Genomic DNA, 14,072 nt, shown 5'->3' with positions numbered 1-14,072 from the left:
CCGAGGAGACAGCAGTGTTGTGGCAGGACATCACGATCGCCGGGACCGGAGCGTGGGTACCCCCCATCAGGCCCGAGCACGAGCCGCGGGGCGGACCGGGTGCCGGGCAGCCCTCCATCCTGGCGCTCAACGGATTCACCTCGGCCGCCGTCTCGAAGGACAACACCGCGACGCAGATGGCGGCCCGGGCCGGTCTCAAGGCGCTGCGCCACGCGGATGTCGCCAGCTCCGATCTGAGTCTGCTCGTGCACGCCGGTTTCCAGGACGGGGACCACTACACGCCCACGGCCTATCTGATGCGGGTGCTCGGCGGAAAGGACACCGCCGGGGTCGAGGTCGGTGCCGCCAGTGACGGCGGGGCCGCCGCGCTCGTCGCCGCGGCCGAACACCTCACGGCCCGGCCGGACGCGAAGGCCACGCTGGTCACGACCGGTGTCCGGTTCCCGGACGAACGGTGGGGCTATTCCCGGGAGATGGGTTATGTGGCCGGTGACGCCGGCGCCGCCGCCGTCCTCACCCGGGGGACGGGCTTCGCCCGCCTGGTGGCGACCGCCCATGTCACGGAGCCACAGCTGGAGGCGCAGACCCGGGCCAGGGAGGGCTACACCGGTGCCGCCCGGCGGTTCCCCGTCGAGGAGACCGGGTTCATGCCCTATATCGACGTACTGCAACGGGCCACCCACCGCTGTATCGAGACCGTCCTCGACGAGGCCGCCGTGAAACCGGCGGACATCGCGCATGTGGTGCCCATCGCGATCGGTTCGGTCGTGCTCGACATGCTGCTCACCGGCTCACCGCTCGGCCTCCGTGCCGACGACACCAGCTGGACCTACGGCCGGCACATCGGCCACGCCGGCCCGTCCGACGTCCTGCTCGCCCTCGACCGGACGTTCCGCTCCGGCACGCTGCGGGCCGGGGAACGCGTCCTCGTCCTGAGTTTCGGGGTCGGCTTCCGCTGGACCACCGCGCTGCTCGAGGTCACCCGCGATCCCGTCGCCGCGGCACCGGCCGGTCGCGCACAAACAGAAGGAGGTTGTCCATGACGGACACGAATACGGCGACCGCCGCGTCGGTTCCGCTGGCTCCGCGGGCCCTGCCGCTGCTGGGCCATGCGCTGCCCCTGCTCCGCGATCCGCTGGCGTTCATCATGTCCCTGTCCGAGTACCGCGAGATGGTCCGCGTCCGGCTGGGCCCGACCACCGCCATGCTGATCTGCCATCCGGACCTGACCCGGCAGGTGTTCCTGAACGACCGTGTCTTCGACAAGGGCGGCCCGATCTACGACCGGATCCGCGAGGTCATCGGCGACGGCCTGTCCACCTGCCCGTACCCCCTGCACCGGCGGCAGCGGCGGCTGTGCCAGCCGTCGTTCCACCCCACCCGGCTCCCCGGGTACGGGGCGGTGTTCGCCCGGGCGGCCGAGCTGAAGGCGGACTCCTGGCGCGACGGCGACGTCCTGGACATCACCCAGGAAATGATGACGCTGACGACGCGGGCCACCATGGAGACGATGTTCAGCGGCTCGCTGCCGGCCGAGACCATGCGGCGGGCCCTGGCCGACACCGCCACCATCGTGAGCGCGTTCTTCCGCCGGATGATGACACCGGCCCTGCTGCGCCGGGTGCCGACTCCGCAGAAGCGGCGGTACGACCACGCCCGTAACCGGCTGGCGGCCACCATCGCGGAGATCATCGCCGAGCGGCGTGCCGATCCGACCGACCATGCCGACCTGCTGTCCACGCTGGTCGCGGCGGTCGACGAGGAGAGCGAGGACGGCCGGAAGCAACTGAGCGACACCGAACTCGCGGACGAGGCCCTCACGTTCTTCCTCGGCGGGATGGAGACCACGGCCATCACCCTGGCCTGGGCGCTGCATCTGCTCGCCACCAACCCGGACGTCCAGCACCGGCTCCGGGCCGAGACCCATCAGGTCCTGGCCGGTGGGAAGGTCGATGCCGCCCATCTGCCCTCGCTCGACCTGGCCGCCCGGGTGGTGACCGAGACGCTGCGGCTGTATCCGCCCGCCTGGATGATGACCCGCGCGGTCCGGCAGGACACCGAGCTCGGCGGGGTGCGGCTCAAGGGCGGCAGCACCATCGTGCTCAGCCCGTACCTCCTGCACCGCAGGCCCGACCTCTACCCCGACCCCGACCGGTTCGACCCGGACCGCTGGCTCGGCGCTCAACCCGACCGGGCCACCTACATCCCGTTCGGCGCCGGCGCGCGCAAGTGCATCGGGGACCAGTTCGCCCTCACCGAGGCCGTTCTGGCCCTCACCGCGATCGTCGCCCGCTGGGAGCTGACCCCCGTCGGCGACCAGCCGTTCAAGCCCAAGGTGGAGACCAGCCTGAGCTCGCGCGGGCTGCGCCTGCGGCTCAGCGAGCGGCGGCCGAGCGGCACCGACGACGCCGAACTGCACACGGCCACGCCGCGGTCCACACCGTCCCAGCCATCCACACCGCCGGGCGCCGGCGCCTGCCCGGTGAAGCACTAGGAGTGATGCCGTGAAGCCTCACCTGAAGCCCCTGGTGAAGCAGCTTCTCAACGCCCGGAGGGTCCGCCTGCCCGGTGCGGCCCCGGCCGACAGCCTGCGCACTCCCTCCCTCCCCTACCCGAACGGCTGGTTCTGCCTGGCCTTCGGCGACGAGGTGCGGCCCGGATCCGTCACCACCCGTCCGCTCGCGGGCACGGAGGTCGTGCTCTACCGGACGACCAGGGGCGTGCTGCGGGCCGTCCGGCCCCGGTGCCCGCACCTGGGGGCGCATCTCGGGGTCGGCGGATCGGTCGAGGGCGAGGACCTCGTCTGCCCCTTCCACCGGTTCGCGTTCGACCCGGGCGGCACCTGTGTGCGCACGGGGTACGACAAACCACCGCCGAAGGCGTCGCTGGCGCAGTACCCGGTGTGCGAGGCCAACGGCTCGATCTATGTGTGGTGGCACGCCCTCGGCCTGCCCCCGCAGTGGGAGGTCCCGGCCTTCCCCATGGACGACCGGCAACCGTTCAGCCACGACACCTTCGACATCGCCGGTCATCCGCAGGACGTCATCGAGAACGCCTTCGACTGGGGTCATCTGCCGGCGTTGCACGGCCTCAAGGGTCTCGACATCGAGGGCACTCCGGTGACCGGGGAACCGACCAGCACCGTCACCGCGACCGCCCGCGGCACCATGATGCGCGGGTTCCGCCAGTCCTACACGCTCACGGTGATCGGACTGGCCACCATCGCGGCGCGCACGGTCCTGCCCAAGGGCGCGGGCACCCTCCATGTGATGCTCCACGCGACCCCCACCGGCCCGGGGCGCATCCAGCTCCGGTTCGGTACGAAGCTGGAGCTGAACGGCATCCCCGGCGTGCCCGGGACGGTGGGGCGCGCGGCGGCCGTGCCCGTCGCCCGGCTGCTCAGCGCCGTCCTCCAGCGGGTGGCGAGCGTCGACACCGGCGCGGACCTGCTGATGTGGCACTACCAGGAGCATGTCGAGCACCCGAAGCTGGCCAAGGGCGACGGTCCGATCGGCCGGTACCGGCAGTGGGCGCAGCAGTTCTACACGGAGCCCACGGGCGATCTCATGCCACCGCGGCCTCCCCGGGCCGGCGCGAGCCGCTCGGAGGAGTGACCACCGGCGACGGCGGCCCGGGAGCGCTCGCTCAGCTCCCGGGCCGCCGTCTCCGGCGAGCACCGTGTTCGACGTGGCCCGGCCCGGCCGGCCGGGCCGGGACCCGAAGAGAGGCGGCATGGCAGCGGAGAACGGTACGCCCGGCGCCGGGCGACGATTGGCGGTGCTCGGAGCGGGGGTGATGGGCTCGGGCATCGCCGCGCCGGCGGTCGGGCACGGGATCGCGGTGTCGCCGATCGACCCGGACCGGCGGCGGCTGGACGAGGCCCCGGCCAAGATCGACCACCAGGTACGGATGGCGCGGCTGATGGGCGCGCTGCCGGACGAGGCCGTTCCCGGCGCTCTCGTCACCGCCGAAGGGTGCCGCCCCTGCGGCTTGCCGCTGGAGCTGGTGCGCGCCGGCCACCTGGGCCGCAGGAGCGGGCGCGGCTTCTACGAGTACGAGGGAGAACAGGCATGACCACGTCATCCGACCAGCCGGTGCCGGATTCCAACGCCGTCCAGACGGAAATGCTGGGGTACCTGACGAAGCGTACGGGGACGACCTGGGCGACCGACGCGGATGTCTTCGGCTCCGGTGGGCTGTCCTCGCTCTTCGCCATGGAGCTGGTGGTGCATCTGGAGAAGTCGTACGGCATCGCCATCCGCGGCGCCGACCTGCGGGTGGAGAACTTCCGCACCGTGCGGCGGATGGCCGCGCTGGTCGAACGGCTCCGGCAGCCCACCCCCGGCGGCTCCGGCGCGTGAACCCGTCGCCGCGGCGGGACCGGGCGGGCCGACTGCCCGAGATCTGGCGCGGAAGCTCGGCGCCACCCGCCGGCTCGCCGCCCAGGTCCCGGCGCGCCACGGCATGACCTGGGTGGAGCAGCGCGGACAACGGCGAGTTCGCCGCCCAACGACCACGGCCTCGCCCGGGCGCGGTTGGAGGCGCTCGGCGTCGCCGACTACTTCGTCCTGCCGGAGATCGGCTGGGGGCGCAAGCCGGACGCGGTACGCCGGATCGCCGAGCGGCTGAACTCCGCCCCCGGCACCATCGCCTTCATCGACGACCAACCGGCCGAACGGGCCGAGGTCGCCCACCATCTGCCGGAAGTGCGCCGCTACCCGCACGACGGCCCGGCTCATCGCGCCGGATCTCATCGCCGACCGGGCACCGGCCCTCACGGGCCTCCTGGATCGAGCGCGACACACCGGGGTCGGGCCGGTCGGGCCGGCCCGACCCCGGTGGCGGTCACCTCCGGCGGACCAGAGTGATGCCATCGGCCATCGGGAGCATGCAAACTTCGGCCATGGCCCGCATCGCTTCCCCACCGGGCAGCTCCGCGCGGGCCATCGGTGTCAGCCGCTCAGGGCGGCGAGGGTGGCGTCGAGGTCGGCGGCCCGCGGCCGGTTGTGGGGCAGCTTGGCGAGGACCTTGGCCATGCCGCAGGTATCGGTGAGGGCGGAGAACACCAGGCCGCCGGCGACGCCCGCGGCCAGCCAGCGGGCGGCGGGCCGGCGTCGGCCGGTGAGCAGACCGGCCAGGACGAGGGATCCGGCGGCGAGGCGTACCTGGCGCTCCATCGCCCAGACGGCGCGGGCACCGGCGGGGCGCAGCACGTCGTGGCCGAGTTGTATCCAGCCGTTGGTGCCGCCGGTGAGGTCGGCGGCGGTGATGCCGTGCCGGGCCAGGCGCTCGCGGGCCTGGGTGGAGCGGGTGCCGGAGGCGCACACGAGGAGGAGGTCGCCCCGACCGGCGGCGGCCTCCAGGGCGGGCAGGGCCGAATCGAGGTGGTCCAGGGGGATGTTGTGGGCACCGGGCAGATGGCCGGAGGCGTACTCGCCGGGGGTACGGACGTCGATGACGGTCAACTCGGCGAGTCGGGCGTGGACCTGGGCGGCGGTGAGGGAGGTGAGAGAGGCGGTGGGTGTCACGGGGGACTTTCCTTTGCTCTTCAGGGGTTGCTCACAACGGTAAGATACCCAAGGGGGTATCTGTGAAGGAGTGCGGGCTGTGGAATTGGCGATGGCTGCCGAGGAACTGAAGACCGTGGTCAACCGGCTGCGCAGGGCGCAGGGCCAGATCGCCGGTGTGATCAAGATGATCGAGGAGGGGCGGGACTGCGAGGACGTGGTGACCCAGCTTGCGGCCGCCTCACGGGCCCTGGACAAGGCGGGTTTCGCGATCATCGCCACCGGTCTTCAGCACTGCCTGACCGATGCGGACATGGCCGCCTCGGAGGACCGGGAGCAGATGCGCGCCCGGCTGGAGAAGCTGTTCCTGTCGCTGGCCTGAGCGGCCGGGGCCGCGTACGCGCCGCTCGGCTCAGGCCACGGCGTCGACCAGCATGAAGGCGGCGACGGCCAGCAGCAGGATCGCGAACGTGCGCTTCAGCCGGGTGCCGCCGACCCTGGCGGCCAGCCGCTTGCCGTCCCAGGCGCCGAGGATCGCGGCCCCGGTGAAGGGGGCGATCAGCGCCCAGTCGATGCCTGCCGTGGTGGCGCCGCGGGTGGCCAGCGAGGCGAGCGAGTTCGCCGCGATGACCAGCAGGCTGGTGCCGACGGCCGCCCGCATCTCGAACGCGGCCACCGTGACCAGGGCGGGGACGGTGAGGAAGCCCCCGCCGACGCCGAGCAGTCCGGTCAGCGCCCCCAGCCCCGCACCGGTGCCCGCGACCTTCACCGGCCGTACCGCCACCGCCCGGTCGCCGACCGCCGGGCCGCTGTCCGCCGGGCCGCTGTCCGCCGCGCCGGGGCGCAGCATGCGTACGGCGGCGAGGGCGGCGACGGCGGCGAACGCGGCGGTCAGCACCGGCTGGGGCAGCCGGGCGGCCGCGGCGCCGGCCGCGGCGGCGGGCAGCAACCCGGCCGCGGCGAAGAGGGCGCCGGCCCGCCAGCGCACGGCGCCGGTACGGGCATGGGCGTACAGGGCGGTGATCGAGGTGGCGGTGACGATGATCAGGCTCGCGGTGGTGGCGGCGGCCGGGGTGAAGCCGAGGAGGTAGATCAGCGCGGGCACCGCCAGGACGCCGCCGCCCCCGCCGAGCGCGCCGAGCGCGAGCCCGACCACGGCACCGGCGGCCAGGGCCAGGACCAGCGCGCTCACGCTATGCCGCCGCTGCCGACGGTGACCGGCAGACCCTCGCGGGTCCGGGCGGTCGTACCGCCCACGACATCGGTGGCCGCCGCACCGCGGGCGACGATGAAGCCGGTGGCCGTACGGGAGCGGCTCCCGGAGCGGCGGACCGTGACCACCGGCCTACCCTGCGCGGCCCGGGGAGGACCCGCCCCCGCCCGTAGAACGCTCAGCGGCGGGTGCGGCGCACCGGGCGCGTGCCCGGTCAGCCGCCGCGGCGGCTCGCGGACATCCAGCGGAACCGCCCGCGCGTCGCCGGTCCGCCGGTGGACCTGCCGTGCGGTGAGCCGGGCGGGGCCACGGCGAAGAAGCGGGAACATCGGGTTTGATCACTCCGTGCGGATGGTGCGGGGCAGGGGGGATGTCGTTCAGCCGGCGTGGTCGGGCCAGGTGAGGGTGAGGCCCGCCGCGGTGGCGGCGGTGAAGCCGTCGTCGACGGCGACCACATCGCGTCCGGCGGCATCGAGCAGGGAGGCGGCGATCGCCGCGCGCATCCCACCGGCGCAGTGCACCCACACCACCCCGTCGGGCACCTCGCCGATACGGCCGGGGAGTTGGTGGATCGGAATGTGGACCGATCCGTTCACATACCCTTCCGCACGCTCGGCAGCGCGCCGCACGTCCAGCACCACCACCCGCTCGCCGCGCTCGCGCACCTCGGCGAGGTCGGCGAAGCGAGCTCGTGGGAAGGAGACGAGCTCCTCGCCCGTGCGGACCCAGCCGGCCGGGTCGCCGGTGGCGGCGGCGGCCGGGCGGTCGATGCCGACCCGGGCCAGCTCCCGCTGCGCGGAGGTGATCTCCCCGGGCGTCCCGGCCAGCAGGGTGACCGGCTTGCCCCATGGGATCAGCCAGGCCAGATAGGTGGCGAGCTGACCCTCGCCCTCGAAGTTGAACGATCCGGCCACATGCCCCTGGGCGAAGGCGACCCGGCCGCGCAGGTCCACCACCCACTCCCCCGCGGCCAGCCGGTCGGCGATCTCCCTGGCGTCCGCGGGCACGGGCGGGGTGAGGTCGACCGGCGCGGGGCCGGCGGCATTGGCCGGGCCCATGTGCGCGTAGTAGGCGGGCACATCGTCGAGCCCCGCGAGCATCTCGGCGACGAAGGTGTCCACGTCCCGGGTCAGCGCGTGGTTGGTGCCGCGCTCCTGACCGATCGTGGTGACGTTCCCCTCCGCCTGGGAGGAGGAGCAGAAACTGCCGAACCCGTGGGTGGGCAGCACCGGGACCTCGTCATCCAGCTCCTCGGCCAGACGGTGGGCCGAAGCGTGCTGGGCGCGGGCCAGCCGCTCGGTCAGCCGCGGCTCGACCAGATCCGGCCGGCCCACGGCGCCGATCAGCAGCGACCCGCCGGTGAACGCCGCCACGGCCCGGCCGTCCGCCTCCAGCACATAGGAGGTGTGGTGCGGGGTGTGACCGGGGGTGGCGATCGCCCGCAGCACCAGGTGCTCGTCCACCGGGAAGGTGTCGCCGTCGGCGACCGGAGTGCGGGCGAAGGCGACCGATGCCCCGGTGGGCACCAGGTAGCGGGCCCCGGTCACCCGGGCCAGCTCCAGACCGCCGGTGACGTAGTCGTTGTGCAGATGGGTCTCGCCCACGAGGGCGATACGCACCCCGCGCCGCGCCGCCGCGGCGATGACCTGCTCGATATCACGGGGCGGATCCACCACCAGCGCGGCGCCGGGGCCACCGGCCAGATAGCTGCGGTTGCCCAGACCCTCGATTTCCAGGGTGTCGACGAAGAACACGACTACGACTCTCCTCTCGAGCGAGCTAGTACCCCCGGGGGTATCTGACACTCACCCTAGCAGGAGTACCCCGGGGGGTATTCCGAAGGGGGAAGCACCCCGCCGCCGGGCGGCGCTCCATCCGCCGCGGGTACCCCGCGCCCGCCGAAAACCCCATCCGCCCCATCCGGCTCCGCCTGACGTGCGCCGCGCGATGGAGTCGGATTATGTGATGGGTGGCAACTCTCTGTGACCGCCGCGGGGCCGCACGACGGCCGTACGGCGCTGAGGAGGTATCACCCTGATGAGGCTTGTTTCCGCTTCGCGTCTCGCGGTGGCGGCTGTGGCCGCGGTGACAGCGATCATGACGGCGGGTCAGACGGCGTCCGCCGTACCCGCCGATGGGGACGGGAAACCGTTCCTCGGGCCGCTGCACACCGTCTCGACCATCGCGTCGACGGTTCCGGCCAACGGCGACCTGAACCCGTACGGCACCGCCCTGGTCAAGAAGAGTGTCGGTGACCTGCGGCGTGGCAATGTGCTGGTCAGCAATTTCAACAATGCCGCGAACCAGCAGGGCACCGGGACCACTCTGGTGCAGATCAGTCCCCGGGGCACGACCACGCTGTTCGCCCAGATCGACCCGCAGAATCTGCCAGGGCCGTGCCCGGGAGGCGTGGGGCTGACCACCGCGCTGTCCATCCTGCCGGGCGGCTGGGTGGTGGTGGGCAGTCTGCCCACGGCCGACGGCACATCCGCCACGGCGCAGGCCGGGTGCCTGCTCGTGCTGGACAGCCATGGAAAGGTCCGGGAGACCTTCAGCGGCCAGGGGATCAACGGTCCCTGGGACATGACCGCGAAGAGCAGCGGCGACAAAACCGATCTGTTCGTCACCAACGTACTCAACGGCACGGTCGCCGGCGGCGGCGACATCGTGCGGCGCGGCACCGTGCTGCGGATCACCCTGCGCACCCACGACGACCGGCCGCCGACCCGGGTCGCCACGACCGTGATCGGTTCGGGCTTCGCCCAGAAGACCGACCCGGCGGCCCTCGTGATCGGGCCGACGGGTGTCGGCCTGCGGGACGGGACGCTCTATGTGGCGGACACCGTCGACAACCGCATCACCGCGATCCCGGACGCGCCGACCCGGCGCACCAGCGCCGGCATCGGCAAGGTGGTCAGCACCGACCAGCACCTCAACGGCCCGCTCGGGATGGCGATCACCCCGAAGGGCGACATCCTCACCGTCAACGGCGGCGACGGCAACATCGTGGAGACCACCCCGCGTGGCGTCCAGGTGGCCGTGCGCACGCTCGACACCAGCGGCAGCCCGCCGGGGGCGGGCGCGCTGTTCGGGCTCGCCATCGCGGAGGACCCGGACCGGGTCTACTTCGTCGACGACGCGACCAACACCCTGAACCTGCTCAGCCGGCCCTGAACCGCTCGCGCCGGACCGATCAGGCCCCGCGCGAGCCCAGGCACACGAAACCGCTGGTCGCGCGGCCCCGGCGCCTCGTGAGAAGGCCCGCGGCCCCGGTGCCCCAGGAACATCTGGGGCACCGGGGCCCCGGTCTTTCCGGGCGCACGGTGGGCCGTCCCGGACGGCGGGATGCCCTCGCGGTGGTCAGGATGTGTTCAGGTATCCGGTGCCAGGGTCACGGTCCATGACCTACGAGACATCTGAGCCCCTCCCGACCCAGGCGGCCGACGGCCCCACCGCTCGGTCGCGTCACCGACTCCGCTGGAACAAGGTGCCCGAAGTCACCGTCTACTTCTGGGTCATCAAGGTGCTATGCACGACGGTCGGCGAGACCGCGGCCGACCTGCTGAACGAGAAGGCCGGGCTCGGCCTGACGGGTGTGTCGACGCTGATGAGCGCGGTGCTGGCCGTGGTCCTGGTGGCGCAGTTCCGCACCAGCGGCTACCGCGCGGGGGTGTACTGGCCGGCCGTCGCCCTGATCAGCGTCGTCGGCACGCTGATCAGCGACAACCTCACCGACAACATGGGCGTGCCGCTGGAGACGAGCACGACGGTGTTCGCGATCGTCCTGGCGCTCGTGTTCATCGCCTGGTACCGGCGGGAGCGGACGCTGTCCATCCACAGCGTCGACAGCACCAGCCGTGAATCCTTCTACTGGCTGGCGGTGCTGTTCACCTTCGCCTTGGGAACCGCGGCCGGCGACCTGGTCTCCGAGCGGATGAACCTCGGGTACTGGCTGTCCGCCGTGCTGTTCGCCCTGGCCATCGCCGCGGTCGCCGTCGCCCACTTCGCCCTGGGCCTCGACGCGGTGTGGAGCTTCTGGATCGCCTACATCCTGACCCGTCCGCTCGGCGCCTCCCTCGGCGACTACCTCTCGCAGCCGACCGGCGATGGCGGCCTCGGCCTGGGCACGGTTGTGACCAGCGCGCTGTTCCTGGCGGTCATTCTCGGCCTGGTCGTGTTCCTGTCGGTGTCGCGCAAGGACGTCATCGAACCGGAGCGAGCCGCCCGGCACACGGCCTGAGCCCCGGCAGGCGTTCAGGATGCGTTCAGGCTTCGGCCGACAGGGTCGTACACCGCCGTGCCGTCCGCGGCCGGCCCACTCCGCGGAGCGCTCAGCCCCTTCGGCGCGAGCGCCGTACCCCCGAGCAGACGGGAGCATGTGACATTGGGGAAGCGAGAAGTCCTCACCGACCTCGACGCCGCGAGCGCGAGCACATCGGTGATGAAGAAACTGCCCGAGGTCACCCTGGCCTTCTGGGTCATGAAGATCGCCGCGACGACCCTGGGTGAGACGGCCGGAGACCTCTTCGCGCAGACCTTGAAGCTCGGCTACTTCCTCACCACGATCGCGCTGTTCCTGATCTTCGTGGTGACCCTCGTCGTCCAGCTCAGGTCCAGCCGTTACAACCCCTTCTTCTACTGGACCGTGATCCTGTCGACCAGCATGGCCGGCACGACCATGTCCGACTTCATGAACCGCGACGCCAGCGCGAAGTTCCTCTCGGACGGCGCCACATCACTCGGCTGGGGCCCGCAGGGGCTCGGCCTGGGCTACCCGGTCGGCGCGGCGATCCTGATCTCCATCCTGCTGGCGATCTTCCTGATGTGGAAGGTGAGCGGGATGACGTTCCAGATCCGCGACATCGTCACGTTCCGGGGCGAGGCGCTGTTCTGGTCGGCGATCCTCGTCTCGAACACGCTCGGCACCTCGATGGGCGACTTCCTGTCCGACAGCTCCGGTCTGGGCTACGCGGGCGGCGCGCTCCTGGTCATCGGGGTGCTGGCGGTCCTCGTCGCGATGATGAGGGCCCCCGCGGTGCCGAACGTGCTGCTGTTCTGGATCGCTTTCGTCCTCACCCGGCCGCTCGGCGCGACCGCGGGCGACTTTCTCACCAAGCCGGTCGCCAAGGGTGGCCTCGACCTGGGTACGGCGGGCTCGTCGGCGGTCCTGCTGGTCATCCTGTTCGGGCTGATGGCCTACGCCCAGGTGCGGGAGCGCCGGGCCACCGGCTCGGGGAGCGCGGAGCGGGAGCCGGTCACCCAGCGGGCAGGGTGACGGTGAAGCGAGCCCCGGGCCCGTGCCCGGGGTCGTACGTCACCTCGCCGCCCGCGGAGCGGGCCAGACGGCGTGCGAGCGGCAGCCCGAGGCCCGCTCCGTGGTGACCGTCGCCGGAGTCGGCGCGCCGCCCCGGTTGGAAGAGTTCGCCGACGAACGCCTCGGGTACGCCCGGGCCGTCGTCGGTGATGTCGATCGCCACGGCGCCGGGTACGCGCCGCCCGGACAGGGTGACGGTGGAACGGGCGTGGCGGACGGCGTTGGCGAGCAGCGGGCTGACGATGCGTTCGAGTAGGGCGGGTGTCACCCCTGCCTCCAGTCGCCCGCTCCCGACCGCCACCACGGCTTTCGCCTGGGAAGGCGCGTCCGGACACTGGGCCATGCGGCGCAGGACGGGTACGACATCGGCCGTCCCAGGGGCCGTTGAGGCGTCCGCCGCGTTGTCGCGGGCGTCGAGCAGGAGCGTGTCACAGATGGTTCGCATGGACTGGGCGGCCTCCTCTATCACCTCGTGTGTGGCACGGGTCTCGGCGGCCGAGCGGGGCCTGGACCGCCACCAGTCGAGTTCGGCGATGATCCGGGTGAGGGGGGTGCGCAACTCGTGGGACAGCTCACCGGTCAGCTGTTTCTCATGACGCAGCACGGCCCGCATCCGGTCCAGCATCGCGTCCAGCGAGGTGCCCAGCCGGACCAGTTCGGCTGGGCGTCCCATGGTGCCGAAGCGTTCGTCGGAGGCCACCGCACGCCACTGGGCGGCCTGGTCGGTCATCGTCCGTACGGGGCGCAGTGCCCGGCCGACCGCGAGCCGGGTCAGCGCGTATGCGCAGGCGAGCATGGCCGTGTCCAGGACCAGCGATCCCATGAGCAGGGTGTCGGCCGAACTCTGGTACGGAGTGAGGTCGAGGGCCGTGACCACGGTGGCGGTGGCATGCTCGCCGCGCAGGGGCCGGGCGCACAGGCGGACGGACCGATGTCCCTCGGCGTGGACCGCCGTGCAGTCGGGCACCCCCCGCACGGCGAGCCGGCCGGCGGTCCGGGTGAGGGGGCCGCCCTCCGTCGCGGAGGGCGGCTTTTCCAGCAGGCGCTTCCCGGCGTAGATCCACACGTTGGTGTCCAGCACCTGATCGTTGGCGGTCTCCAGGACGCGTACGCGCGGACCGCTGGTGTCGACGGTCGCGGCGACGGCGGTCGCCCGCGCCCGCAGCTCGTCGTCCGCCTGGTGCCGCAGATGCCGTTCCACCACGGTGTTGAACACCACCGTCAGCGCCGTGATCAGCAACGCGGCGGTGGTCAGCGCCACGAGTGAGAGCCGCCCGCGCAAGGTACGGGGAGCCAGAGCGCGGAGCACCGCCCGGTGCCGGATCGATCTCATGACAGACGGTGCCCGATCCCGCGCGCGGTGGCGATGGTCAGGCCGCTGCCCGCCTCGCGCAGTTTGCGGCGCAGCCTGGTCAGATACTGGTCCAGGGTGTTGTCGCTGACCTGTCCGCCTTCGGGCCAGCCCGCCCTGACCAGATCGCGGCGGCGCACCAGGTCCCCGTCCGCGGCGAGCAGCGTGGCGAGCAACCGGAACTCGGTCGGGGACAGGGCGACCCGGGTACCGTGCACGCTCGCGCTGTGCCGGACCGCGTCCAGGACCAGATCCCCGGCGGTGGCGGCGGCCGGGGGCGCGGCCCGCTTGAGCGCCGCCCGCAGCCGGGCGGCGAGCTCGGCGAGATGGAAGGGTTTCGGCAGGTAGTCGTCGCCCCCGGCCGAGAAGCCGGACAGCCGGTCGGTGAGGTGGTGCCGTGCGGTCAGGAAGACGACCGGGGCGTGGAACCCGCCCGCGCGCATGGCCTGGCATACGTCCCGTCCGTCCGCGTCGGGCAGACCGATGTCCAGGACGACGGCGGCGATGTCCGGGCCGACCAGGCGCAGGGCGGTGGCGCCGTCGGTGGCCGGCACGGGGTCGAAGTCCTCGTCGTACAGTCCGCGGCGGAGCACATCACGCAGGGCGTGATCATCCTCGACGATCAGGATCTTGCGGCGCATGGTCCTCCGGCGGTCTCTCGGCAGTGGGGGCTCCGCTGAAGGACGG

General features: G+C 72.4%; 15 protein-coding genes and 1 pseudogene. 10 read left to right on the top strand and 6 right to left on the bottom strand.

Features of this window, described 5'->3' with window-relative positions:
- Positions 1-14: 14 nt before the first annotated feature.
- From AB0E24_RS34845 to AB0E24_RS34820, 6 genes and pseudogenes are all read left to right on the top strand, one after another.
- A complete protein-coding gene (locus AB0E24_RS34845) occupies positions 15-1,043 on the top strand; it encodes a 3-oxoacyl-[acyl-carrier-protein] synthase III C-terminal domain-containing protein (protein ID WP_099012982.1) in 1,029 nt (342 codons plus the stop codon).
- The gene (locus AB0E24_RS34840) at positions 1,040-2,494 is read left to right on the top strand and encodes a cytochrome P450 (protein ID WP_079256834.1); all 1,455 of its coding nucleotides are present in this window, start codon (positions 1,040-1,042) and stop codon (positions 2,492-2,494) included. The genes AB0E24_RS34845 and AB0E24_RS34840 overlap by 4 nt, the downstream gene beginning before the upstream one ends.
- A 10-nt stretch (positions 2,495-2,504) precedes the next feature.
- Positions 2,505-3,614, top strand: a complete 1,110-nt coding sequence (locus tag AB0E24_RS34835) for a Rieske 2Fe-2S domain-containing protein (protein ID WP_099012984.1) — start codon at positions 2,505-2,507, stop codon at positions 3,612-3,614.
- A 118-nt stretch (positions 3,615-3,732) separates the two neighbouring features.
- Complete coding sequence (locus tag AB0E24_RS34830; protein ID WP_093703806.1) at positions 3,733-4,074, top strand: 3-hydroxyacyl-CoA dehydrogenase NAD-binding domain-containing protein; 342 nt, start codon at positions 3,733-3,735, stop codon at positions 4,072-4,074.
- The gene (locus AB0E24_RS34825; RefSeq protein WP_069861576.1) at positions 4,071-4,361 is read left to right on the top strand and encodes an acyl carrier protein; all 291 of its coding nucleotides are present in this window, start codon (positions 4,071-4,073) and stop codon (positions 4,359-4,361) included. The genes AB0E24_RS34830 and AB0E24_RS34825 overlap by 4 nt, the downstream gene beginning before the upstream one ends.
- 132 nt (positions 4,362-4,493) lie before the next feature.
- Positions 4,494-4,721: pseudogene (locus tag AB0E24_RS34820) on the top strand (HAD-IIIC family phosphatase); the annotation flags it as partial.
- 231 nt (positions 4,722-4,952) lie between these two features.
- On the opposite strand, the gene AB0E24_RS34815 reads toward AB0E24_RS34820, so the two are convergent.
- Positions 4,953-5,528, bottom strand: a complete 576-nt coding sequence (locus AB0E24_RS34815) for a rhodanese-like domain-containing protein (RefSeq protein WP_069861574.1) — start codon at positions 5,526-5,528, stop codon at positions 4,953-4,955.
- 79 nt (positions 5,529-5,607) lie between these two features.
- Between AB0E24_RS34815 and AB0E24_RS34810 the strand changes: the two genes are divergently transcribed.
- Complete coding sequence (locus AB0E24_RS34810) at positions 5,608-5,889, top strand: metal-sensitive transcriptional regulator (RefSeq protein WP_069861573.1); 282 nt, start codon at positions 5,608-5,610, stop codon at positions 5,887-5,889.
- Positions 5,890-5,919: 30 nt separating this feature from the next.
- On the opposite strand, the gene AB0E24_RS34805 is transcribed toward AB0E24_RS34810, so the two are convergent.
- The 3 genes from AB0E24_RS34805 to AB0E24_RS34795 are packed head-to-tail and all read right to left on the bottom strand — an operon-like array spanning position 5,920 to position 8,474.
- A complete protein-coding gene (locus tag AB0E24_RS34805) occupies positions 5,920-6,699 on the bottom strand; it encodes a sulfite exporter TauE/SafE family protein (RefSeq protein ID WP_359383157.1) in 780 nt (259 codons plus the stop codon).
- The gene (locus tag AB0E24_RS34800) at positions 6,696-7,049 is read right to left on the bottom strand and encodes a rhodanese-like domain-containing protein (RefSeq protein WP_359383155.1); all 354 of its coding nucleotides are present in this window, start codon (positions 7,047-7,049) and stop codon (positions 6,696-6,698) included. The genes AB0E24_RS34805 and AB0E24_RS34800 overlap by 4 nt, the downstream gene beginning before the upstream one ends.
- A gap of 48 nt (positions 7,050-7,097) precedes the next feature.
- Positions 7,098-8,474 (bottom strand): MBL fold metallo-hydrolase, encoded by a 1,377-nt coding sequence (locus AB0E24_RS34795; protein WP_283887404.1) that lies wholly within the window; start codon positions 8,472-8,474, stop codon positions 7,098-7,100.
- A 283-nt stretch (positions 8,475-8,757) separates the two neighbouring features.
- Between AB0E24_RS34795 and AB0E24_RS34790 the strand changes: the two genes are divergently transcribed.
- The 3 genes from AB0E24_RS34790 (at position 8,758) to AB0E24_RS34780 (ending at position 11,995) form a co-directional block, all read left to right on the top strand.
- A complete protein-coding gene (locus AB0E24_RS34790) occupies positions 8,758-9,894 on the top strand; it encodes an NHL repeat-containing protein (RefSeq protein ID WP_231981546.1) in 1,137 nt (378 codons plus the stop codon).
- A gap of 226 nt (positions 9,895-10,120) precedes the next feature.
- Positions 10,121-10,960 carry a COG4705 family protein gene (locus tag AB0E24_RS34785; protein WP_232638054.1) on the top strand — a complete coding sequence of 280 codons (840 nt, stop codon included), beginning with the start codon at positions 10,121-10,123 and terminating at the stop codon, positions 10,958-10,960.
- A 144-nt stretch (positions 10,961-11,104) separates the two neighbouring features.
- Positions 11,105-11,995, top strand: coding sequence for a COG4705 family protein (locus AB0E24_RS34780; RefSeq protein WP_069861568.1), 891 nt, complete (start codon positions 11,105-11,107; stop codon positions 11,993-11,995).
- Here the strand turns inward: AB0E24_RS34780 and AB0E24_RS34775 are convergent.
- Positions 11,976-13,367 (bottom strand): sensor histidine kinase, encoded by a 1,392-nt coding sequence (locus tag AB0E24_RS34775; RefSeq protein ID WP_359383149.1) that lies wholly within the window; start codon positions 13,365-13,367, stop codon positions 11,976-11,978. The genes AB0E24_RS34780 and AB0E24_RS34775 overlap by 20 nt on opposite strands.
- Positions 13,364-14,026, bottom strand: a complete 663-nt coding sequence (locus tag AB0E24_RS34770) for a response regulator transcription factor (protein WP_102933970.1) — start codon at positions 14,024-14,026, stop codon at positions 13,364-13,366. Before AB0E24_RS34770 ends, AB0E24_RS34775 begins: the two co-directional genes overlap by 4 nt.
- Between the last annotated feature and the right edge of the window lie 46 nt (positions 14,027-14,072).

Origin of the sequence: Streptomyces malaysiensis subsp. malaysiensis (genome assembly GCF_040653035.1) — a bacterium.
Lineage (GTDB): Bacteria > Actinomycetota > Actinomycetes > Streptomycetales > Streptomycetaceae > Streptomyces > Streptomyces malaysiensis.
This window is presented reverse-complemented; position numbering and strand designations above follow the sequence as displayed.

Bases quoted from the DNA above. Each gene is read 5' to 3' on its own strand.
- AB0E24_RS34830 (WP_093703806.1), top strand. From the start codon at position 3,733: ATGGCAGCGGAGAACGGTACGCCCGGCGCCGGGCGACGATTGGCGGTG.
- AB0E24_RS34800 (WP_359383155.1), bottom strand. From the start codon at position 7,049: ATGTTCCCGCTTCTTCGCCGTGGCCCCGCCCGGCTCACCGCACGGCAG.
- AB0E24_RS34770 (WP_102933970.1), bottom strand. From the start codon at position 14,026: ATGCGCCGCAAGATCCTGATCGTCGAGGATGATCACGCCCTGCGTGAT.
- AB0E24_RS34790 (WP_231981546.1), top strand. From the start codon at position 8,758: ATGAGGCTTGTTTCCGCTTCGCGTCTCGCGGTGGCGGCTGTGGCCGCG.
- AB0E24_RS34775 (WP_359383149.1), bottom strand. From the start codon at position 13,367: ATGAGATCGATCCGGCACCGGGCGGTGCTCCGCGCTCTGGCTCCCCGT.
- AB0E24_RS34785 (WP_232638054.1), top strand. From the start codon at position 10,121: ATGACCTACGAGACATCTGAGCCCCTCCCGACCCAGGCGGCCGACGGC.
- AB0E24_RS34825 (WP_069861576.1), top strand. From the start codon at position 4,071: ATGACCACGTCATCCGACCAGCCGGTGCCGGATTCCAACGCCGTCCAG.
- AB0E24_RS34840 (WP_079256834.1), top strand. From the start codon at position 1,040: ATGACGGACACGAATACGGCGACCGCCGCGTCGGTTCCGCTGGCTCCG.